General features: G+C 69.2%; 18 protein-coding genes and 1 tRNA gene. 11 read left to right on the top strand and 8 right to left on the bottom strand.

From position 1 onward, the window contains the following. Complete coding sequence (locus tag ACLB90_RS03950) at positions 1 to 678, bottom strand: DUF502 domain-containing protein (RefSeq protein ID WP_411851709.1); 678 nt, start codon at positions 676 to 678, stop codon at positions 1 to 3. 74 nt (positions 679 to 752) lie between these two features. On the opposite strand from ACLB90_RS03950, the gene ACLB90_RS03945 reads away from it, so the two are divergent. Next, a complete protein-coding gene (locus ACLB90_RS03945; RefSeq protein WP_411851708.1) occupies positions 753 to 2,054 on the top strand; it encodes a hypothetical protein in 1,302 nt (433 codons plus the stop codon). Between the two features lie 21 nt (positions 2,055 to 2,075). Here the strand turns inward: ACLB90_RS03945 and ACLB90_RS03940 are convergent, their stop codons facing one another. The 4 genes from ACLB90_RS03940 to trxA all read right to left on the bottom strand — a co-directional run bounded on the left by ACLB90_RS03940 (position 2,076) and on the right by trxA (position 6,928). Further along, complete coding sequence (locus ACLB90_RS03940; protein ID WP_411851707.1) at positions 2,076 to 2,549, bottom strand: DUF4442 domain-containing protein; 474 nt, start codon at positions 2,547 to 2,549, stop codon at positions 2,076 to 2,078. A gap of 82 nt (positions 2,550 to 2,631) precedes the next feature. Further along, positions 2,632 to 4,263: a CHASE2 domain-containing protein gene (locus ACLB90_RS03935; protein ID WP_411851706.1), complete on the bottom strand. Its 1,632-nt coding sequence runs from the start codon at positions 4,261 to 4,263 to the stop codon at positions 2,632 to 2,634. Further along, complete coding sequence (locus ACLB90_RS03930; protein WP_411851705.1) at positions 4,260 to 5,882, bottom strand: FecR domain-containing protein; 1,623 nt, start codon at positions 5,880 to 5,882, stop codon at positions 4,260 to 4,262. Before ACLB90_RS03930 ends, ACLB90_RS03935 begins: the two co-directional genes overlap by 4 nt. 182 nt (positions 5,883 to 6,064) lie before the next feature. After that, complete coding sequence (trxA, locus tag ACLB90_RS03925; protein WP_411851704.1) at positions 6,065 to 6,928, bottom strand: thioredoxin; 864 nt, start codon at positions 6,926 to 6,928, stop codon at positions 6,065 to 6,067. Positions 6,929 to 7,071: 143 nt separating this feature from the next. On the opposite strand from trxA, the gene ACLB90_RS03920 reads away from it, so the two are divergent. The 8 genes from ACLB90_RS03920 (at position 7,072) to ACLB90_RS03885 (ending at position 14,153) form a co-directional block, all read left to right on the top strand. Continuing rightward, on the top strand, positions 7,072 to 7,683 hold the full coding sequence (locus ACLB90_RS03920; protein ID WP_411851703.1) for a DUF998 domain-containing protein: 612 nt from the start codon (positions 7,072 to 7,074) through the stop codon (positions 7,681 to 7,683). A gap of 156 nt (positions 7,684 to 7,839) precedes the next feature. Beyond that, entirely contained in the window at positions 7,840 to 10,485 is a 2,646-nt protein-coding gene (leuS, locus tag ACLB90_RS03915; protein WP_411851702.1) for a leucine--tRNA ligase, read from the top strand. 132 nt (positions 10,486 to 10,617) lie between these two features. Continuing rightward, positions 10,618 to 11,214 (top strand): LPS assembly lipoprotein LptE, encoded by a 597-nt coding sequence (lptE, locus tag ACLB90_RS03910; protein WP_411851701.1) that lies wholly within the window; start codon positions 10,618 to 10,620, stop codon positions 11,212 to 11,214. A 26-nt stretch (positions 11,215 to 11,240) separates the two neighbouring features. After that, a complete protein-coding gene (holA, locus tag ACLB90_RS03905; RefSeq protein WP_411851700.1) occupies positions 11,241 to 12,278 on the top strand; it encodes a DNA polymerase III subunit delta in 1,038 nt (345 codons plus the stop codon). A 3-nt stretch (positions 12,279 to 12,281) separates the two neighbouring features. After that, a complete protein-coding gene (gene nadD, locus ACLB90_RS03900) occupies positions 12,282 to 12,947 on the top strand; it encodes a nicotinate-nucleotide adenylyltransferase (protein WP_411851699.1) in 666 nt (221 codons plus the stop codon). A gap of 58 nt (positions 12,948 to 13,005) precedes the next feature. Further along, positions 13,006 to 13,440: a ribosome silencing factor gene (gene rsfS / locus ACLB90_RS03895; RefSeq protein WP_411851698.1), complete on the top strand. Its 435-nt coding sequence runs from the start codon at positions 13,006 to 13,008 to the stop codon at positions 13,438 to 13,440. An 84-nt stretch (positions 13,441 to 13,524) separates the two neighbouring features. After that, positions 13,525 to 13,995, top strand: a complete 471-nt coding sequence (gene rlmH, locus ACLB90_RS03890) for a 23S rRNA (pseudouridine(1915)-N(3))-methyltransferase RlmH (protein WP_411851697.1) — start codon at positions 13,525 to 13,527, stop codon at positions 13,993 to 13,995. 81 nt (positions 13,996 to 14,076) lie between these two features. Then, a tRNA-Asn gene (locus ACLB90_RS03885) sits at positions 14,077 to 14,153 on the top strand. Between the two features lie 743 nt (positions 14,154 to 14,896). Here ACLB90_RS03885 and ACLB90_RS03880 read toward each other — a convergent pair. The 3 genes from ACLB90_RS03880 to ACLB90_RS03870 all read right to left on the bottom strand — a co-directional run bounded on the left by ACLB90_RS03880 (position 14,897) and on the right by ACLB90_RS03870 (position 19,484). Further along, positions 14,897 to 17,695 (bottom strand): TonB-dependent receptor, encoded by a 2,799-nt coding sequence (locus ACLB90_RS03880; protein WP_411851696.1) that lies wholly within the window; start codon positions 17,693 to 17,695, stop codon positions 14,897 to 14,899. 174 nt (positions 17,696 to 17,869) lie between these two features. Then, positions 17,870 to 18,538: an energy transducer TonB gene (locus ACLB90_RS03875; protein ID WP_411851695.1), complete on the bottom strand. Its 669-nt coding sequence runs from the start codon at positions 18,536 to 18,538 to the stop codon at positions 17,870 to 17,872. 211 nt (positions 18,539 to 18,749) lie between these two features. Next, the gene (locus tag ACLB90_RS03870; protein WP_411851694.1) at positions 18,750 to 19,484 is read right to left on the bottom strand and encodes an SIMPL domain-containing protein; all 735 of its coding nucleotides are present in this window, start codon (positions 19,482 to 19,484) and stop codon (positions 18,750 to 18,752) included. Between the two features lie 130 nt (positions 19,485 to 19,614). Here ACLB90_RS03870 and ACLB90_RS03865 point away from each other — a divergent pair, with 130 nt between their 5' ends. Together ACLB90_RS03865 and rng are read left to right on the top strand one after the other, a co-directional pair. Next, positions 19,615 to 20,223, top strand: a complete 609-nt coding sequence (locus tag ACLB90_RS03865; RefSeq protein ID WP_411851693.1) for a Maf family nucleotide pyrophosphatase — start codon at positions 19,615 to 19,617, stop codon at positions 20,221 to 20,223. Further along, a complete protein-coding gene (gene rng, locus ACLB90_RS03860) occupies positions 20,216 to 21,703 on the top strand; it encodes a ribonuclease G (RefSeq protein ID WP_136003158.1) in 1,488 nt (495 codons plus the stop codon). Before ACLB90_RS03865 ends, rng begins: the two co-directional genes overlap by 8 nt. Positions 21,704 to 21,735: the final 32 nt, after the last annotated feature.

Here is a 21,735-nt window from a genome sequence, read left to right as displayed (position 1 = left end):
TCAGCGGTCGCCGGCGCGGGTGAACGGCACCGATTCCGGGGCGACCGCGCCGCCGGAGATGATGAAGCTCATGGCCTGATCCACGGTCCAGTCGGTGGGCGTGAGCAGTTCCACCGGCACGATTTCCAGGTAGCCGGAGGTCGGGTTGGGCGTGGTTGGCACGTACACGGCGGCCAGTTCGCGGTCGGTGCCCTGTTCGCGGATCACCCGCGTCACCAGCCCGACCGACTTCATGTCACGGTGCGGGAAATCGATCAGCACCACGCGCTGGGTGCTGCCCGGCTCGGTCTGCAGCATGTCCAGCAGTTTCTTGGCGCTGTCGTAGATGATGCTGGCCAGCGGAATGCGGCGGATCACCGCGCCGAACCAGCGCAGCAGGCGCTGGCCGATCACACGGCGGCTGAGCACGCCGACGCTGAGGATCACCAGCAGCGTGGCGCCGAGCCCGATCAGGTTCTGCATCCACTCGACCTTGATCCAGCCCAGGTAGTGCGGGAAGGACGCGGCGATCTGTGCCGACAGGGGCACCACCACCGGGCTGCTGATGCCCGACAGGAGAACGAAGACGAATTTGACCACCACCCAGGTCAGCCAGATCGGCAGCAGGGTCAGCAGGCCGGTCAGGAACAACCGCTGCAGGGAGGGGCGCGGAACGAGTTGGGGGGCTTCGGGCGACATCCGCGCATTGTAGCGGCGGCGTGGCTCCGTTTACGCTGGTCGATTCGGGCAATCGTCGCCAACAGGGAGCAGCTGTGACCAAACCGATGCGTGTGGCGGCAATAGGGATCGGGGTGCTGGTGCTGCTGGCTGCAGGCACGTGGCTGGCCGCGCGGCTGTGGCCGGTGCCGCAGGCGCACCAGGACGCCCTGCAGCTGCTGCGTGCGACGCCCCCGGTGGAGGGCCGCAGCGGCGCGGCCGCGTTGTGGACCCTGGGGTTCGACGGGATGGACGCGGCTGGGCGCGAGCAGGTGCTGGCCGAGGATCTGCAGCGCTGGCAGCAGGGCGTGGCCGGCAGGCGACCGCAGGCATCGGTGGCCGAGGAGCGCTTCCCGCAGCCAGCCATCACCGCCGCGTTCGGCTGCGGTGCGCGCGGCATCGGCTGCCTGGCGGCCGTACGCGCCGATCCGGCCGCTTTCGCCGCCGCCCACGTCGGTCACGAGGCGTTGCACGCACGGGTCGCGGAGCTCTCCCGGTTCGACCATTACCGCCTGCCGTTCCGTGCCTACGACACCGATCTGATGACGCCGCTGCCGGCGATGCGGCCGCTGCTCGACACGCTGTCGGGCAACGCACTGGCACATGTGCAGGGCGATACCCCGCGCGCGCTGGAGGGGACGTGTGCGGACATCCTGACCGGGCGCCGGCTGGTCGGGCGCGGCGACAACCTGTTGTTCAGCATGATGGGCGCGGCACTGCTGGAGGGGCAGGCGCACCTGCTCGCCGACCTGCTGGCCGGGTTGCCCGCCGATACCGCCCTGCCGCCGGTCTGTGCGGCGGCGCTGCAGCCGATGACCGTGCCCGAGCAGAGCCTGTGCACGGCCATGCGCGGCGAGTTCGCGATGGGGCAGGCGGCGCTGCGCACGTCCGCGCAGGGCAGTGTGCTGCAGCCGCTGGTGTTCAACCTGGCACGGACCGAGGCACGCTTCGCGCCGCACTATGCGTGGGCCTGCGACGCGGCGGCGATGCAGGCGCTGGCCGACGACCGGCCGCTGCGCGAGCCGGTTCTGCCGGCGTCGGGGTTCGACTGCGTGGCCAATGCGCTCGGCTGCCGCCTGGCGGCGATCGGCGCGATGACGATGCGGCCCTATGCCGACCGTGCCCAGGACAGCGCGGCGCTGCTGCGCCTGGTGGCCGCCCAGCGCTGGCTGCGCCAGCAGCCGGATGCACCGGCGCAGGCGCTGCAGCGCCTGCCCGCATCGATGCGGTCGCCCACCCGCACACCGGTGCTCAGCGCCGATGGACAGTGGCTGCAGATCCCGCGGCGTGCCGCAGCCCGCCCGGACGAAGGGATCACGGCGATGCTGCAGGTGCCGATGCCGGCCACGGCGCCCTGAGGGGCGCGCTGCGGCGATCGCTCAGCGGGCGGCCTTGCCGGCCCCCCGCGCGTCGGGCTTGAGCCGCAGGTAGACCTGCTTGCGCACCCGCGCGACCACCTCGCCCTGCGCATCGACGATGTCGTTGCTGAACCAGTGCAGGTACTTCTCGCCGCCCGCGGTGGCGGCGCGCAGCTGGTCCAGCAGCGCGTCGTCGAGGCGGAATTCGGCCGTGACGGTGCCGCGCCCCGGCTTGAGGAATTCGATCTCGCCCGCGCGGTCCCACACGTAGTAGTCGCGGCCAAGGTTCTGCATCACCGTCAGCATCCAGAACGGATCGGTCATCGCGAACAGGCTGCCGCCGAAATGGGTGCCAACGTAGTTGCGGTTCCACGGGCGCATGCGCAGTTCGACCCGCACGTGGCGGTAATCGGCGGCCACCTCGGTCACATGGATGCCGGTGAACAGGAACGGGGGCCACAGGTTGATGCCGTGGCGGAACAGGCTGGCCTTCATCGGGGGTCCGGTCGCGCAGGGGAGGGTGGCTGGAGTCTAACATTCGCCTGCGTATGGTGAATGCCGGTGTCCGCCCCGGGGGTCAGCCCGCGCCGCCGTCATCCACCGCATAGCCATTGCGGCCTGCGGCTTTGGCCCGGTACAGCGCCACGTCGGCGCCCTCGAAGAAGTGCCGTGGTTCGCTGTGTGCGGCCGGAATGCGGGTGTACACGCCCACGGTCAGGGTGATCCGGGTGATCTCGCCACGGGCGGCGGGAATCTCCAGCTGCTGCACGCCTGCGATCAGGTCCTGCACCACCTGCACCGCGCCGTCCACGGCGGTGTCGGGCAGGATCAGGGCGAATTCGTCGCCGCCGAAGCGTGCCGCCATGTCGCGCGGGCGGCGGGCGTGCGCGCCGATTTCGCGCGCGATACGGCGCAGCACATCGTCGCCGGCCTGGTGGCCGTAAAGATCGTTGTGACGCTTGAAATGATCGACATCGATCAGCACCAGGCTGAGCGGCCGGGAGGTCCGGCGGCCCGCGTCGTGCTCCTGCTGAAGCGACTGTTCGAAGCGCAGGCGGTTGCCCAGCCCGGTCAGCGCATCGCTGTTGGCCTGCCGCCGCCACGCACTGACCCGCCACACCGCCCAGGCCGCGATCACCAGCAGCATGCCGACCAGGCTGGCCGCCGGGGCGAACCACAGGTTGCCGCCACGCAGCAGGACCAGGCTCAGCAGCAGCGACACCGGCAGCGCCAGCGTCGCGCTCAGCCACGCCCGCGGCAGGGTGAGGCCGAGGCAGCAGAGCGCCACCAGCAGCGCGGTCAGCCCGCTCTGCCACATCGTGGGCAGCACGCCGATGACCTTGCCATCGAGCATCATCGAGGCCACGTTGGCCTGGTACTCGCTGCCGCTCATCCAGCGCTCGCGCGTGGTCGGGGTGAGCAGGGGCGGGGCGATGCCGCTGGCGGTCATGCCCACCATCACCAGGCGGCCGCGCAGCAGCGCCGGGTCCACGGTGCCGTTGAGCACGTCCACGTAGGACACCTGCGGAAAGCGGTCCGGCGGTCCGGCGTAACGTACCCGCACATAGTGGTCGCGGCGCCACTGGTAGGGCGAGGACACCTCGGCGCCGCCGTCGCGCAGACCGGGCAGCGGGCCACGCACGTCGGCCAGGGCCAGCCCCAGCGCGGGCCAGTGCGGTGAGCCGATGCCGGCGGTGAGGTACAGCCCGCGGGCGACGCCATCGGCATCCACTTCAACGTCGCTGTGTCCAAGGGTGGCCGCGTTGGCGGCAATCAGCGGGATCGGCAGCAGTTCCTCGGCCATGCGCGGCCCGCTGCTGGGCGCGGCGAGCACCGGCAGCACCACCTGGCCGTTGCGTCGGATCGCGGCGGCCAGCTCGGCATCCTGCGCCGCGTCGCGACGGTCCGGTTCGGACAGCATCAGGTCCAGGGCAACCCGGCCGGCCCGGGCCTCGGTGAGGCGGTCGAGCAGGCGCGCATGGGTCGCGCGCGGCCACGGCCACTGGCCAAGCTGCTGCAGGCTGTTGTCATCGATGGCCACGATCAGCAGGCGCGGGTCCGGCGTGTAGTCCCATCCGCCGACGTAGGTGTCGTACACCGCTTCGTCCTGCTTCCAGAACCACTGCCACTGGCTGGCAGCCACGGCCAGCCCCGCCATCGCCAGGGCCAGCAGCAGCCGGCCTGGCCAGGACAGGTGCAGCGGTCTCACAGAAGCAGCCACAGCAGCAGGGCACCGCCGCCGGCGCCATAACAGGTGCGGCAGGGCAGCTTGACCTGCTGCGGCACCGAGAACGGCCCGGCGTAGCCATCGTCTTCGATGTACTGCACGCGGACATGCAGGGTGCCGTGCCAGGGGCGCTTGAGCGTGACTTCGGGCTGGTCGACCTCACGGTCCAGCAGCGGCTGGGCAAAGTCGCCCTTGCGGTCGAGCTGCACGCGGTAGCGCTGGCCGGGTTCGCCTGCCTGCCAGCGCAGCGTCAGCTGGCCCTTGGCCGCTTCCGGCGGTTGCAGCGCCGGATCGACCGGAGTGTCGGTGAGGGTCAGCGGCAGCGCCTGGCCGAAGCGGCCCTGGTGGCCGTTGCCGTCCCGGGAGGCCACGCGCCAGTAATACGCCCCCGGCGGCAGCGGCTGCGCGGGACGCAGATGGGTGGACGAGGTCTCCTGTTCCAGCAGGGGCGCGACGAACTGCGGGTCGATGGCGATCTGCAGCACGCTGGAGGTGGCATCGGGTACCTGGCTCCACTCGAAGCGCGGCCGCGTGCTGTTCACGGTCTCGTCGTGGCGCGGGCGCACCGTGAGCGGGGCCACGGGTTGGTCACGGACGGTGAAATCGCGCTCGGTGTCCAGGCCTTCCACGCCATCGGCGCTGACCGCGCGCACCAGTACCCGCAAGGTGCCGGCGGGCAGGTTGTCGAACGTGGCCGTGGTGGCGGTGCTGTCCTGGGCGGCCAGCAGCACGTCCGGCTGGTCGGCGCGCACCACCTCGATCCGGTACCCGCTGGCGCCGTCCACCGGGGCCCAGGCCAAGCGCGCCGGCAGCGGATCCAGCCGGGTCTGCGCCGCATCCAGCGCCGGTGCTGGCAGCAAGGCTTCGAGCGCGGCCGGGCGGGTCTGCGCCGAGGGCGTGCGGGTGGCCTGGCCGCGGGCGACCAGACGCTGGCCATTGCGGTTGCCGACCTGCACGCGGCCTTCGACCACTTCAGTGGCGGCGCCCCGGCCGTCCTGGCCCGCACTGACCCGGAACACCGTGCCGCGCACGCTGCTGGTAGCGGTGGGCGCATCGATGATGTACCGCGAGGCCGGGCCCCGTGCCGGGGTTACCCGGTTGCTGGCGCGGCCCTGTTCCAGGCGCAGGCGGGTATCGACCATGCCGGTGCGTCCATACCGGCTGAGCTGGTCCAGGCGCAGGCGCGAGCCCTCGCGCAGCTGCAGGCGCGAGGCATCGGCGAATTCAAGGGTGACGCTGGCGTCGGCGCCGGTCTGGACTTCTTCGCCGATGCGCAGCAGGTCGCCTTCCTTCAGGGCGCGCATCGCGACGCGGCCGGCGACCGTGCCCGCCTGTACCGGCCCACGCACCGCCACCACCCGCGCCGGCACCGGCTGCACCCGCAGCCAGGCGACGGGGAACGCCAGCTGGGTACCCGGCGGCAGGCGGTAGGGATCATCCACGCGGTTGTGCTGCTGCAGGCGCTCCCATTCGACCTCGGGCTTGAGGTAGTTGGTGGCCAGGTCCCACAGGGTGTCGCCGGGGCGTACCCGGTAGTGCCAGTCCTGGGCCAGCAGCGTCAGCGGGGACAGCAGCAGCACGGCCAGCAGCAGAGTGCGCATGGCACGGGGGAAACGCTGCAGCGTAAAGGTCAATCTCACGGTCGATGGCGCCCTGCAAAGCGGGGCTCAGCCGTGCGGACCCCAATGGCCGAGACCTCATCCCCCCGAATGGATCGCGGCGTCCAACGTGCCGCGATCCATTATTGCCCGGGACCCGTGCAGGGTTTCTGAACGTGGTCGACTCAGAACAGCAGCGACGCCATGCGGCGGCGGTAGCGGCCGACCAGGTCGTCGTCCTGGATCACCTTGAAGGCATCGATCAGCAGTTTGCGCGGGCGGCCCTCGTCGTAGCTGCGGTCACGCCGCAGCATCTCCAGGAACTGCTCCAGCGCGGCCTCGTCGTCGCCGGCGAGCAACTGCTGCACGCCGCGCAGATGACGCGCCTGCAGATCATCGCCATTGGCGGCGATCCGCGCTTCCAGCGTTTCGGCGGCCGGTGCGTCCTGCAGGGCGTGGGCGAAGTCCAGCCGCGCGCGGGCGCGCACGGCGCGATCATCGGTGGAGAGGTTGGCCGGCAGCCCGTCGATCAGCGTGCTGGCCTCGGCGGTGGCACCGGTCTGCAGCAGCGCCAGCGCGAGGTCGAGCTTCAGCTCTTCCTTGTCCGGCTCGGCGGCAATTGCCGCGCGCAGCACATCCACCTGGGCCTGCGGATCCAGCGGGGCCGGTTCCTCTGCGGCTGCGGCGTCCTCGGCCGGCGCCGCCGGCACCACGCCGTGCTGGGCCAGGAACTCGCGCAGCTGGCCTTCGGGCACCGCGCCCGGGAAGCCGTCAACAATCTGGCCGCCCTTGACCAGGAATACGGTGGGCACCGAGCGGATCTGGAACGCCGCGGCGATCTGCTGCTCCTGGTCCACGTCCACCTTGGCCAGCTCGAACGCGCCGTTGTACTCGCCCGCCAGCTTTTCCAGCATCGGGCCCAGGGTCTTGCACGGGCCGCACCAGGTGGCCCAGAAGTCCACCAGCACCGGGGTCTGCAGGGACTTCTGCAGCACCTGCGCTTCAAAGGACTCGGTGGTGGCGTCAAAGACGTAAGGGAGATCGCTCATGGTCGGATATCAACGGGAAACAGGTAACCGAGTGTATGGTGCCGGCGCCCGCCCGACGCAACCCCACTGCCGCGCCTGCGGCAAACCGGAGACAATGCGCCGGGTAGGCAAGGCCGGGACGTCCGGCGATATCCGGAGTGACGATGCAGGCTGGAAAACGCTGGGAACAGGGGTTGGGGGCGGCAGCCGCAGCGGTATTCGTGCTGGCGGCCACGGGATTCGCGCTGGCCTTGCCGGCGTTTGATCCGATGCGCCATCCGCTGGCCCTGCTCGGCGCCCTTGGCGTGCCGCATGGGCGTGCCTTCAGCCTGGTGACGCTGCTGCTGCCGGGCGTGATGGCGGCCGTGGTGGCGTTCTGCCTGCTGCTGCGCGTACCGCGCACCGCGCCGTGGCCGCTGCGCGTGGGGGCGCAGATGCTGATGCTGGCGGCGTTGGCCTTTGCCGCGATGGGGCTGCTGCCGCTGGATGCCGACGACATCGAAAGCGTGGCCAGCCGTTACCACGCCAGCGCATGGATGGTCTGGGTGCTGGCCTTCGTGCCGGGCGCGCTGATGACCGCCGGCGGCGCCTGGTCGCTGACCGGCTGGCGCCGTGTGGCCCAGCTGCACCTGGCCTGCGGGACGACGGTGCTGCTGGCGGCGTTCGCGTTGCCGGCGGTGATGCCGGGCCCGCCGGCGCAGCTGCTGGCGTTCGCCGGCTGGCTGGTCTGGCTGGCGGCGGCACTGCCGCTGGCCCCTGCGGCAGTGCGGCCCTGAGCGCATCCCGCGCCGCGCACGTCGCGGCCGTTGCCGGTCAATCTCCTGAGAATTCAACGAGATGACCTTTTGGGCGGGGGCAGGTGATCGCGCCGATTGGAGCCCTTTGCCGCACTGCGGTACCCTGTGCCGCTTTGCCGCCGCATCCGTGTTTCCATGACCAGCGTCGAACCCAACGTCTACGACCCGCAGCAGGTTGAATCCGTCGCCCAGAAATTCTGGGACGCCACCCATGCCTTCGAGGTCAACGAGTCTTCGGACAAGCCGAAGTTCTACTGTCTGTCGATGCTGCCGTACCCGTCCGGTGCGCTGCACATGGGCCACGTGCGCAACTACACCATCGGTGACGTGATCAGCCGCTACAAGCGGATGACCGGCCACAACGTGCTGCAGCCGATGGGCTGGGATGCGTTCGGCCTGCCGGCCGAGAACGCGGCGATCAAGAACAAGACGGCGCCGGCCAAGTGGACCTACGCCAACATCGGCCACATGCGCAGCCAGCTCAAGTCGCTGGGCTATGCGATCGACTGGTCGCGCGAGTTCGCCACCTGCACGCCCGAGTACTACGTGCACGAGCAGCGCATGTTCACCCGGCTGATGCGCAAGGGCCTGGCCTACCGCCGCAACGCGGTGGTGAACTGGGACCCGATCGACCAGACCGTGCTGGCCAACGAGCAGGTCATCGACGGTCGTGGCTGGCGCTCCGGTGCCCTGGTGGAGAAGCGCGAGATTCCGCAGTGGTTCCTGCGCATCACCGATTACGCCCAGGAACTGCTGGACGGCCTGGACGAACTGCCGGGCTGGCCCGAGTCGGTCAAGACCATGCAGCGCAACTGGATCGGCCGCTCCGAAGGGCTGGAGATCCAGTTCGACGTGCGCGACGTGGACGGCAGCGCGTTGGATCCGCTGCGTGTGTTCACCACCCGCCCGGACACCGTGATGGGCGTGACCTTCGTGTCGATCGCCGGCGAACATCCGCTGGCCCAGCACGCGGCGAAGTCGAATCCGGCACTGGCCGCGCTGCTGGCTGAAATGAAGCAGGGCGGCGTGTCCGAGGCCGAATTGGAGACCCAGGAAAAGCGTGGCATGGATACCGGCCTGCGCGCCGTGCATCCGGTCACTGGCGCCCAGGTGCCGGTGTGGGTCGCCAACTTCGTGCTGATGGGCTACGGCACCGGCGCGGTCATGGCCGTACCGGGCCACGACCAGCGCGACAACGAATTCGCCAACAAGTACAGCCTGCCGATCCGCCAGGTCATCGCGCTGAAGTCGCCGCGCAAGGACGAGGGCGCCTACGACGCGACGCGTTGGCAGGACTGGTACGGCGACAAGACCCGCGAGACCGAACTGGTCAACTCCGACGAATTCGACGGCCTGGACTTCCAGGGTGCCTTCGAGGCGCTGGCCGAACGGTTCGAGCGCAAGGCCCAGGGCCAGCGCCGCGTGAACTACCGCCTGCGCGACTGGGGCGTGAGCCGCCAGCGCTATTGGGGTTGCCCGATCCCGGTGATCTACTGCCCCAAGTGCGGTGCGCTGCCGGTGCCGGAAGAACAGTTGCCGGTCGTGCTGCCCGAAGACGTCAACTTCGTCGGCACCGGTTCGCCGATCAAGGCGGATCCGGAATGGCGCAAGACCACCTGCCCGGATTGCGGCGGCGCGGCCGAGCGCGAGACCGACACCTTCGACACCTTCATGGAGTCGAGCTGGTACTACGCCCGCTACACCTCGCCGGGTGCCCGCGACGCAGTGGACAAGCGCGGCAACTACTGGCTGCCGGTGGACCAGTACATCGGTGGCATCGAACACGCGATCCTGCACCTGATGTACTTCCGTTTCTTCCACAAGCTGCTGCGCGATGCGCGCATGGTGGACAGCAACGAGCCGGCGCAGAACCTGCTGTGCCAGGGCATGGTGATCGCCGAGTCCTACTACCGCTGGAACGCGGAGAATCCGAAGGAAAAGGACTGGATCAATCCGGCCGACGTGAACGTGCAGCGCGACGAGCGCGGCCGCATCACCGGCGCGACGCTGATCGCCGACGGGCTGCCGGTGGAGATCGGCGGCACCGAGAAGATGTCCAAGTCCAAGAACAACGGCGTGGACCCGCAGGCGATGGTCGGCAAGTACGGCGCCGACACCGTGCGCCTGTTCTCGATGTTCGCCGCGCCGCCGGAACAGTCGCTGGAGTGGAACGAAGCCGGCGTGGATGGCATGGCCCGCTTCCTGCGCCGCCTGTGGGCACAGGTGCAGAAGCACGCCGCCGAAGGCCAGGCGCCGGCGCTGGACGTGACCGCGCTGGACGCCGGGCAGAAGGCGCTGCGTCGCAAGACCCATGAAACCATCGGCAAGGTCGGCGACGACTACGGCCGCCGCCACAGCTTCAATACCGCGATCGCCGCGGTGATGGAACTGATGAACGCGCTGGCGAAGTTCGATGACGTTTCCGACCAGGGCCGTGCGGTCCGCCAGGAAGCGCTGCAGGCTGCCGTGCTGCTGCTCAACCCGATCACCCCGCATGCCAGCCATGCGCTGTGGCAGGTGCTGGGCAACGCCGAGACGCTGCTGGAAGACCAGGCGTTCCCGCAGGTCGATGCCGGTGCGCTGGTGCGCGATGCGGTGACGTTGGCGGTGCAGGTCAACGGCAAGCTGCGCGGCACCATCGAGGTGGCCGCCGATGCAGCGCGCGACCAGATCGAAGCGCTGGGTCTGGCCGAGCCGAACGCAGCCAAGTTCCTCGACGGCCTGACCGTGCGCAAGATCATCATCGTGCCCGGCAAGATCGTGAACATCGTGGCCGCCTGACCCCGGTAGAGCCGGGTGCTGCCCGGCTGCCCTGACGCGGGGCAGAGCCCCGCTCTACGTGCTACGTTCACGCGGCATCGGGCATCTTCAGTGCCTGTTGCCGCGCCCGCCCGGCTCCCCCAGACTGTGCCCATGACCCGATTCCTGCTTGCCCTCGTTCTGACCACCACCCTTGCCGGCTGTGGCTTCCATCTGCGCAACAAGCTGATGCTGCCGGCCGATGCGGCGGCGGTGAAGGTGGTCTCCACCGCGCCGTACAGCGAGCTGGTCAAACTGCTTCGTCGCGGGCTGCAGGCCTCCGGCGCGGTGATCGCCGATGCCGACAGCGTCGATGACAGCACCGACGGCGTGCCGGTGGCACAGCTGCAGGTGGTGTCCGAACGTTGGGGTGACCTGCCCATCGCCATCGATGCGCAGGGCCGTGCCCAGGAATACAGCCTGCGTTACGCGGTGATTTTCGTGTTCCGCCGCGAAGACGGCAGCGTGCTGGTGCCGCAGCAGGTGATCGAACTGTCGCGCGACTACGTTTCCCCGCCCACCGACGCCACCGGTACCACCACCGAGCGCGAGATCCTGGCCGACGAACTGCGCCGCGAGATGTCCGCCTCGATCCTGCGCCGCATCGACAGCGTGGTGCGCGCCGAAATGGAACACGGCCGCCTGCCGGCCAAGCCGGGCGAACCGGCGGTGGCACCGGCCCAGCCGGTCGAACCGCCGCAGGGCAACTGACCGGTCCGCACGGACCGGCCGCCGGTATGGAACTGCGCCCCGAACAGCTCGCCAGCCAGCCGGCCAGCCAGGCCCTGCTGCCGGTGTACCTGATCGCCGGCCCGGAAACGCTGCGCGTGCTGGAAGCCGCCGATGCCTTGCGCGCCCGCGCGCGCCAGGACGGCATCAGCGAGCGCGAGGTGTTCGATGCCGACGGCCGTGATTTCGACTGGAACCAGCTCGACGCGACGTTCAACGCGCCGAGCCTGTTCAGTGCCCGTCGCCTGGTCGAGCTGCGCCTGCCGAGCGGCAAGCCGGGCAAGGAGGGCGCGGAGGTGATCAGCCAGTTCTGTGCCAACCCGGCGCCGGACGTGATCCTGCTGATCACCTGCAACGAATGGAGCAAGGCCCACCAGGGCAAGTGGGCCGAGGCGGTGGGCCGCGTCGGCGTGCTGTCGGTGGCCTGGGCGATCAAGCCGCATGAACTGCCCGACTGGATCGAGCGCCGCCTGCGCCAGCACGGCCTGCGTGCCGATCCGCCGGCGGTGCAGCGGCTGGCCGAGCGGGTGGAAGGCAATCTGCTGGCCGCCGCGCAGGAGATCGACAAGCTCGCGCTGCTGGCCAAGGGCCAGACCCTGGACGTGGAAACGATGGAGTCGCTGGTGGCCGATGCCGCCCGCTACGACGTGTTCCGGCTGGTGGAGGCGACGTTCTCCGGCCAGCCGCCCGCGGTGCTGCGCATGCTGGCCGGCCTGCGCGGCGAGGGCGAGGCAGTGGCGGCCCTGACGCCCATCGTGATCCGTGAACTGCTGGCCACGGCCGGGCTGGCACGGGTACAGGCCCGGGGTGGCAACCTGGCTGCGGAAATGAAGAGCCGCGGCATCTGGGAGTCGCGCCAGGCACCGTTCAAGCGCGCGCTGCAGCGCCATCCCGAACCCAAGCGCTGGGAGCGTTTCGTTGCCGAGGCGGGGCTGGTGGACCGCATCGCCAAGGGGCGCGCCGACGGTGATGCCTGGCTGGCGCTGGAGCGGCTGCTGCTCGCCGTGGCCGAGGCCCGCGCCGTACGCCTGCTGGCGCGCGCCTGACCGATGCCGCTGCGCATCTATTACGGCGGCACCTTCGACCCGGTGCACCTTGGCCACCTGGCCATCGCGCGTGCGGCGCGCGACCAGCTGCAGGTGGCGGTACGCCTGCTGCCGGCGGCCGATCCGCCGCACCGTGCGGCACCGGGCGCGTTGGCCGCCGATCGCGCCACGATGCTCACCCTGGCCATCGACGGCGAGCCGGGATTGCTGCTGGACCGCCAGGAACTGGAGCGCGCCGAGCGCCTGCCCGGCGTGCCGTCCTACACCGTGGACACGCTGCGCGAACTGCGCGAGGCACTGGGGCCGCAACGGCCGCTGGCATGGCTGGTCGGCGCCGACAGCCTGTTGGGCTTGCCGCAGTGGCACGAGTGGGAGGCCCTGTTCGGGCTGGCCCATTTCATCGTGGCCGATCGCCAGGGCAGCGCCCTGGACCAGGCTTTGCCGCCCGCCCTGGCGCAGGCATTGCAGGGCCGTTGGACCCGGCGCGAGCAGGACCTGCTGGAGACCCCGGGCGGCCGCGTGCTGCGGCTGGACGCCCCGCTGCGGCCCGAGTCGGCCACCCGCGTACGCGAGCAGATCCAGGCCGGTGGCCCCTGGCGGGCGCTGCTACCGCCGACCGTGGCGGGCTACATCGCCGACCGGGGCCTGTACGGCGCATCCCCCGCGTGAATACGCGGGCGCCCGTCGCCCCGTATAATCGGCATCACATTTATCGAGTCTCCCCGCTTTGAGCAACCAAGCCCAGCCCCAGACCATCAAGGTCCAACTGCCCAGCCCCGCACCGTCCAACGATCAGTTGCTGGAGTGCGTGCGCAAGGCCACCGAAGAACTGAAGGCCAAGGATCTCGTCGAGATCGACGTGATCGGCAAGTCCAGCGTCGCCGATTACATGGTGATAGCCTCGGGTACCTCCAGCCGCCACGTGAAGTCGATCGCCGATGAGGTGGTGAAGTTCGCCAAGCAGCTGGGCGTGATGCCGCTCGGCGTGGAAGGCGAGCGCGAAGCGGAGTGGGTGCTGGTGGACCTGGGCGACGTGATCGTCCACGTGATGCTGCCGCGCGTGCGTGAGTTCTACGCGTTGGAGCGCCTGTGGACGGTCGGCGACCAGCCGCCGAGCCTGCTCGACGACGCGGACGAAGAAGACGACTACGCCGCGCGCTGATGCCGCAGGTGTGGATCGGGACAACGGCGCCGAGGGCGCCGTTGTCGTTTGCGCGGCAGGCCTGCCGCCAGCAGGAGCAGTGAGATGAAAGCCAGGTTGATCGCCACCGGAGAACGCGCGCCCGCCTGGGTCGCGCAGGGCTTTGCCGAATATCAGAAGCGGCTGTCGCACTGGTTGCCGTTCGAGCTGGTGGAGATCGAGCCGGGGCTGCGCGGCAAGGGCCGGGATGCGCGTCGCGCGACGGAGGACGAGGGCAGGCGGGTGATCGCGGCGCTGCCGAAGAATGCGTATGTGGTGGCGCTGGACGTTCCCGGGCGCCAGCTCAGCTCCGAGCAGCTGGCGCAGCGGCTGGAGCATTGGCGCGGGCAGGGCCGTGACATGGCCTTCCTGATCGGCGGGCCGGAAGGCCATTCGCCGGAGGTATCCGCGCTGGCCGATGAAAAATGGTCGATCGGACCGCTGACGCTGCCCCACATGCTGGTGCGTCTGGTGGTGGCCGAGCAGCTGTACCGCGCAGCGGCGATGCTGGCCAACCATCCGTATCATCGCGCGTGACATCGCGCCTGACATCGCGTGTGAACGAATTGAGGAAAAACGGGTTACATCCTGCGAAAAACTGGTTACAATGCGCACCCCGCCCGAATAGCTCAGCCGGTTAGAGCACTTGACTGTTAATCAGGGGGTCGTTGGTTCGAGTCCAACTTCGGGCGCCAAGTTTTGAAAAGCCTCGCAGCGATGCGAGGCTTTTTTTTTGCGCATCGCGGCAATGATCGAGGTGGGCATAGCGCCGGGTAGAGCCGACCGTTGGTCGGCTGGCCGCGCGCAGCGCGGCAATGATCGAGGTGGGCATTGCGCCGGGTAGAGCCGACCGTTGGTCGGCTGGCCGCGCGCAGCGCGGCAATGATCGAGGTGGGGATAGCGCCTAGAGCAGCCGGGTAGAACCCGGCTCTACGGGGCGTCGCGCGGCAATGATGGAGGTGGGCATAGCGCCGGGTAGAGCCGACCGTTGGTCGGCTGGCCGCGCGTAGCGCGGCAATGATCGGCGGGCATAGCCGGGTAGAACCCGGCTCTACGGGGCGTGGCGCGGCAATGATCGAGGTGGCATTGCACCGGTAGAGCCGACCGTTGGTCGGCTGGCCGCGCGTAGCGCGGCAATGATCGGTGGGCATAGCCGGGTAGAACCCGGCTCTACGGGGCGTCGCGCGGCAATGATCAAGGCCGGCATAGCGCCGGGTAGAGCCGACCGTTGGTCGGCTGGCCGCGCGTAGCGCGGCAATGATCGAGGTGGGCATAGCCGGGTAGAACCCGGCTCTACGGGGCGTCGCGCGGCAATGATCGAGGTGGGCATAGCCGGGTAGAACCCGGCTCTACGGCGCGTCGCGCGGCAATGATCGTGGTGGCCGCCAACAAAAAGCCCGGGCAATGCCCGGGCTTTTCGCTCCCCACGTGTGGTGGATCAGTTGAAGGTGTACTTGGCGCCGACGGTGAAGTAACGGCCGATCGCGCCGCTGAAGTGCAGCGGGTTGTAGTTGACCGCACCGTAGGTGCTCGGATCCAGCGGAGCGATCTTGTCGAACACGTTCTGCACCGAGGCGTTGAGTTCGAACGCTTCGGTCACGTTCCAGCGACCGGACAGGTCGAAGGTGGTGAACGAGGAGATCTTCTCGACCGGCGTGCCGTCTTCATAGAAGGCCAAGTACGAACCGCCGCGGGCGTCCTTGTTGTCCAGGCTGGAGATGTAGTTGGCGACGCCGCTCACGCTCCAGTTGCCCTGCTTCCAGGTGGTGCCGAAGTTGATGCGGTCCTGCGGCGTGCCGATGCAGTTGGTCACGTCGCAGTTGCCGTGGGTACCCACGTAATCCACCGTGGTGTCGCCTTCGGTGCGCTCGAACTTGAGCACGTGGCTCCACTGCATATCCAGCTCAAGCTGGCCCGGGCCGAGATCGAAGGTCTGGCGGATGTCCGTGTCGATACCACGCACGCGCGACGAGTTGGCGTTCACGTAGGCGGTGTTGACGGCCAGGATCGTACCGGTGTTCGGCACCCCGTTGAGGTTGTTGCTGTCGCGCAGGACGTTGCCGGCGGCGATGGCGTCGGCGGTGCTGCCCTGGGCGATTTCGTTGGTGCGCTTGATTTCCCACGCATCGACGGTCAGCGAGGTGGTGGAGGTCGGCTGCAGCACGATGCCCACCGAGTAGCTCTTGGACTCTTCCGGCTTCAGGCCCGGGTTGGGACGGGTGATGATCGCGACCTGACGGGCACCGCACTCGGCCGGATCGTTGCCGCTGGCGGCGCAACGGGCCGGATCGCGGGCGTTGGAGAAGGCGGCCAGGCCACCGTCGCCGTTTTCAGCCGGGTTCGGCGCGCGGAAGCCTTCGGCGTAGCTGGCACGCAGCGCGACCCAGTCGACCGGGGTCCACTTCACGCCGAGCTTGGGCGTTGCCTTGCCTTCGCCGCTTTCGTACTTGTCGTAGCGGACGGCGCCGGACAGTTCCAACTGCTCCAGGACCGGGGCGGACAGTTCGACGTAGCCGGCGTACACGTTCTGGGTGCCGTCATAGGCCGAGTAGCCCAGGCCGATGATGTCGCCCACGTCGGTGTAGGTCTGCGGGGTCAGGCTGTTGCTGGTACGACGCCATTCGGTACCCAGCGCCAGGCCGAGCGGGCCGCCCTTGAGGTCCATCAGGCTGCGCGACACGGTGAAGTCGAACATGTCCAGGCTGGACTTGGCGCGGGCGCTGATGGTCGGGGAGATGAAGTCGTACAGGGCCTGCGAGTTCTGCCCGGCGTTGTCGCCGATGCGCCACACGCCGCCGGCGCAGTTCGGGTCGCCCAGGGCACAGCGGACCGCGCTGTAACGCAGGAAGCCGGTGCGCTTGTTGGTCAGGTCGGTACCCGAATGCAGGTAGGCGGTGTCATAGCTCCACTCGCCCCAGTTGCCCTTGACGCCAACCAGGAAGCGGTTGAACTCGTTGGTGTTGTCGGTCACGCGCGGACCCACGTCCCACGCCGAGTAACGCAGGCGCGAGGCCTGGCCCGGGATCGGGTTGTCCGGATGGGTCGGGCCGAGCACGGTGGCGCCCGGGCCGCTGTTGGCATTGACCGGACCACCGGGATAGCCCCAGCCGCCGGACACGCCCGACGGCGTGTTGGAGAACACGGTTTCCTTCTTCGAGTAGCCGATCTCGGTGTAGACCTCGCCGCCCTCGCCGAAGGCGAAGCTGGCACGGCCGAACACGTTGACGTACTTCTCTTCCGGGGTCAGGTCGCGGTACTGCTGCGCCGGATCCCACAGGCAGCCCTGGGCCTGGGCGGTGGCATCGGTCTGGCCGGGAATGGTGGTCAGGCCGGCGCAGCCGGGCAGGGCAACCAGGTGGCCGGTGCTGTCGAACACCGAGCCGTTCGGGCCGGTGCCGCCGGCGGTGCCGCCGCTCAGGTAGGCGCCGCCGAGGAACTGCGCATCGCCGGCATCGTAGCCCCAACGACGGATGTCGCCGGTGCCGATCCACTTGCGGTCCTTGCGGTCGCTGATCTTGATCGCGTCGGTCTTGCCCACGTCCAGGCTGAAGAACGCATTCCAGCCGTCGGTCGCCAGGTCGCCGGTACCGGCGGTCAGGGTGGCCTTCTTGGCGTCGCCGTCGCTGTCGCCGGACAGGCCGTAGGACGCGCGCAGGATCGCGCCGTTGAAGTCGCTGCGCAGGATGATGTTGACCACGCCGGCGATGGCGTCCGAACCGTAGATGGCCGAGGCGCCGTCCTTGAGGACTTCGATGCGCTCCACCGCGTCCAGCGGGATGGTGCTCAGGTCGGTGAAGACCTTCTGGCCGTCATCGGCCAGGCCATAGGTGGCCATGCGACGGCCGTTCAACAGCACCAGCGTGGAGCCGGCGCCCAGGCCGCGCAGCGAGATGCCGGCGCCGCCGCCGGCAAAGCCGTTGCCGAAGGTCTTGGGGATCGAGCCGGCGCCGTCGGCGGTGAGCGTCTGCAGGTATTCGGCCACCGTGGTCTTGCCGGTGCGGTCGATTTCCTGGCGGGTCACCACCTGCACCGGGGACGGGGTCTCGGTGTTGGTGCGCGGAATGTTGGAACCTGTGACCGTGATCCGGTCCAGGTTGGTGGCCTGCTCCTGGGCGAAGGCAGAAGAGCTGGCCAGGGCGCCGACCAGCAACAGCATGCTGCTGGTCAGGGAGGTGGAAATGGAATGGGCCAGAGTGTTGCGGCGGCTGCTGTTGAGCCGTTGGATCGGGTGTTTCACAGCTTCTCTCCTGACTGGAAAACCTACGATGGCGAAAGATCGGCACCGGAACGGCGGCCGACGGCGCCAATCTAGGTTTCCAGCAGGTGACGTAAGTGTGAAAAATTGCTTAATCCGCTCCGCCGTCCGTCGGCGGCCGGGCGGGGCGCCGTCCAGGCGCCCCGCCGTGCGGGCTCAGCGGGGCAGTGAGAAGTCCACCGGCACCAGGCCGTCTGCCACCACGGCCTGGCCATCACGCATGGCCGGCACGAAGCGCCAGTGGCGCAGTACCTGCTGGCGGGCGGCGCTGTCCAGCGTGCGCGAGCCGCTGCTGCGCTCGATCGTCACCTCGCTGGGGCGGCCGTCGGTGCCCACCCGGACCCGCAGCAGCACGGTGCCCTGCTGACCGTCGCGGATGGCCTGGATGGGGTAGGCCGGCGGCGGCGCGCTGCGGTACTGCAGCTGGACACCCAGCGCCGGCGGGCCGCCGCTGACGGCGGTGGCCGGTTCCAGCGAGGGCAGGGCCGGCTCGCTGGCCGGCAGCGGCGGCACGGCCAGGCGATCATCGGCGCTGGCGGTCGGCGGGGCCTGCGGCGGCGTGACCCGCTGCGTCGGGACCGCCGGGGCGGGGGCCGGCGGCCTCGGATCGACCTTCACGATCTCCGGCGGGGGCAACGGCGGGGTGGGGGTGGGGGTCATCCAGCGAACGGTCAGGCGATCGCGCTGGGCCGGTGCGGCCACATAGGCGGCCGGGATCAACAACAGCATCAACGCCAGCACGTGCAGTGCCAGCGCCGTGCTCCAACCGAGCACGCGGGAAACATCGAGTTGCAGGGGCATCACGGGGGGCTGCGTACGGACCATGCTCCACTCTCCTTGCCAGATGTGCGGGAACATCAACGTGCCAGCGCGGCCTGCGGGGTTGCGACGGGGCCGCGCAATGACAGCAATACCGGAGCGCGGCATGGGCCGGAAGCCATGCGTCAGGGGGGCGTTTCACTGGCGCTCAGGAACCGGCGCCGGACAGCACGACGGCGCCTTGCGGCGCCGTCGTGGCAACAGCCTGGCGTCGGGCTCAGCGGCCCAGGTCGAAGACCACGTCCAGGTTGACCGAAACGGTCGATTCGCCCGGCGAGACCGGCGTGGACACGTCTGCGGCCATCGGCGCCGCGGCGGCACGCATCATCACTGGGCGGAAGTTGCCGCCACCGCTTTCGGAGATGCTGACAATGCGGCGCACGCGCAGGCCGAGCGACTTGGCATACGTCTCGGCGCGGGCCTGGGCCTTCTTCAGCGCCGCCAGACGGGCCTCGTCGTACACCGGCTCGGGCTGGTCGATCTCGAACTGCGGGCCATTGATCTGGTTGGCGCCCTGGGCAGCCAGCGCATCGAGCACCTTGCCGAGCTTGGCGATGTCGCGGACCTTCAGGCTGACCGTGTTGCTGGCCTGGTAGCCGGTGATCTTCGGTGCTTCATTGTCCGCGTAGCGGTACTGCGGGCTGAGGTTGACGCCGCTGGTCTGCACGTCGCGCTCGGCAATGCCGGCGGCCTTGATCGCGGCCAGCACCTTGACCATCTGCTCGGCATTCTGGCGCATGGCCGTGTTGCCATCGACGGCCTGGGTGACCACGCCGGCCGACAGCGTGGCCACGTCGGGCACGCGCCGGGCCTCGGCGTTGGCCGAGATGTTGAGCAGGGTGCTGTCGGCCGCAACGGCGACGGCGGGCTGGGACTGGGCGTGTGCGGTCATCGAGGTTCCCAGGGCAAGGGACAGGGCAAGCAGCAGGGGGGACAACGAATGGCGGCGCATGTACATCTCCTTGTGAAGGCGTTGAGGTTGGTGTCGGGGCGATGAACGTGTCGTGAGCTTTCCCGGGGTCGATCACGTTTCGACGCGGTTGCTCGCGATTCAGACAGTAGCCACAGGTTATGCTTCCGCGATGTTTTATCTTGCCTCCCGATCTCCCCGACGCAACCAGCTGCTCGCGCGCCTGGACCGGCCCTTCCGTGCGCTGGACCTGGAGGTGCCTGAAATCCGCGGTTCCACCGAATCGGCCAGCGACTACGTGCAGCGCGTGGCCGCCGACAAGGCGCGCGCGGGCCTGGCGCTGGTCGCCGGCGACGCGCAGGCGGTCGTGCTGGGCTCGGACACCGAGGTGGTACTCGATGGCCGCGTCTTCGGCAAGCCAGCCGATGCCGCCGATGCGCGCGCGATGCTGCGCGCCCTGTCCGGACGCACCCACCAGGTGATGACGGCGGTGGCGCTGGCGGCGGCCGGGCGGCATGACAGCCTCCTGGTGATTTCGGAGGTGAGTTTCATCGACATCGGTGACGACGCGATCGCGGCCTACGTGGCCAGCGGCGAGCCGATGGGCAAGGCCGGCGCCTACGCCATCCAGGGCGGCGCCGAACGTTACATCCGCCATCTGGCGGGAAGCTATTCGGGTGTGATGGGATTGCCCCTGCAACAGACCGAGCAGTTGCTGCAGGCGTTTGGCGTTCCGCCCGCTGCTTCCACCACGCCAACGGAGGGTGTCGTCCATGTCTGAAGAAATCCTGGTCAATGTCACCCCGCGCGAAACGCGCGTTGCCGTCATCGAGAACGGCATGCTGCAGGAACTGCACATCGAGCGCGGCTGGCGCCGGGGCGTGGTCGGCAACATCTACAAGGGCAAGGTGCAGCGGGTGATGCCGGGCATGCAGGCGGCCTTCGTCGAGGTCGGGCTGGAGCGCGCTGCGTTCCTGCACGCCAACGACGTGATCCGGCCTGCGCCCGTGGCCAGTGCCGATACCGAAGGCACCACGCTGCCGCCGCCGTCGTCGGTGCCGATCGTGGAGCTGCTGCGCGACGGGCAGGACATCGTGGTGCAGGTGGTCAAAGACCCGATCGGCACCAAGGGTGCACGCCTGACCACCCAGATCAGCATTCCCTCGCGCTACATGGTGCTGCTGCCGCAGTCCAAGGTGGTCGGGGTCTCGGCACGGATCGAGGACGAGGCCGAACGGGCCCGCCTGAAGAGCCTGGTGACCGAGCTGTCGGCCCAGCACGGCGGCTACGGCTACATCGTGCGCACCAATGCCGAAGGCCAGCCGGCCGAGGCCATCGCCGAGGATGTGGCCTACCTGTCGCGCGTGTGGAACGTGGTCGAGCGGCGCGGCCGCGACGCCGCGCCCTGCAGCGTGATCTACGAAGACCTGAGCCTGCCGCTGCGCTCGGTGCGCGACCTGATCCGCAAGGACGTGGACAAGGTCAAGGTGGACTCCAAGGAAACCTTCGCCCAGCTGCAGGCCTTCGTGGCCAAGTACATGCCGGTGCTGGCCGAGAAGCTGGAGCTGTACAGCGGCGACCGGCCGATCTTCGACATGTTCGGGGTCGAGGACGAGATCGGCCGCGCGCTGGACAAGCAGGTGCCGCTCAAGTCGGGCGGCTACCTGGTGATCGACCAGACCGAGGCGATGACCACCATCGATGTGAACACCGGTTCGTTCCTGGGCCAGCGCAACCTCGAGGAGACGGTGTTCCGCACCAACCTTGAGGCGGCACAGGCCGTGGCGCGCCAACTGCGGCTGCGCAACCTGGGCGGCATCATCATCATCGACTTCATCGACATGGACGATGCCGAGCACCGCCGCCAGGTGCTGCGCACCCTGGAGAAGGCGCTGGCCCGCGACCATGCCAAGACCACCGTGTACGAGTTCTCGCCGCTGGGCCTGGTGGAGATGACCCGCAAGCGCACCGTGGAGAGTCTGGAGCGGCAGTTGTCCGAGCCCTGCCCGGAATGCAGCGGCCGCGGCTCGATCAAGACCGCCGAAACGGTCACCTACGAGATCTTCCGTGAGATCACCCGCGCGGTGCGCCAGTTCGATGCCGCGCGCCTGCTGGTGATCGCCTCGACCAAGGTCGTGGCGCGCATCACCGACGAGGAATCCTCGGCGGTGGCCGAGCTGGAGGAATTCCTGGGCAAGTCGATCCGCTTCCAGGCGGACGAGCAGTACCTGCAGGAGCAGTTCGATGTCGTGCTGCTCTGACCGTCCTGCGCCTGCGCCGTGCGGCGCAGGTG

The organism is Stenotrophomonas sp. LGBM10 (assembly GCF_046736075.1).
In the GTDB taxonomy this organism is placed as follows: Bacteria; Pseudomonadota; Gammaproteobacteria; order Xanthomonadales; family Xanthomonadaceae; genus Stenotrophomonas.
The sequence above is the reverse complement of the archived record's forward strand: the minus strand, read 5'-3'. Positions and strand labels throughout refer to the sequence as shown.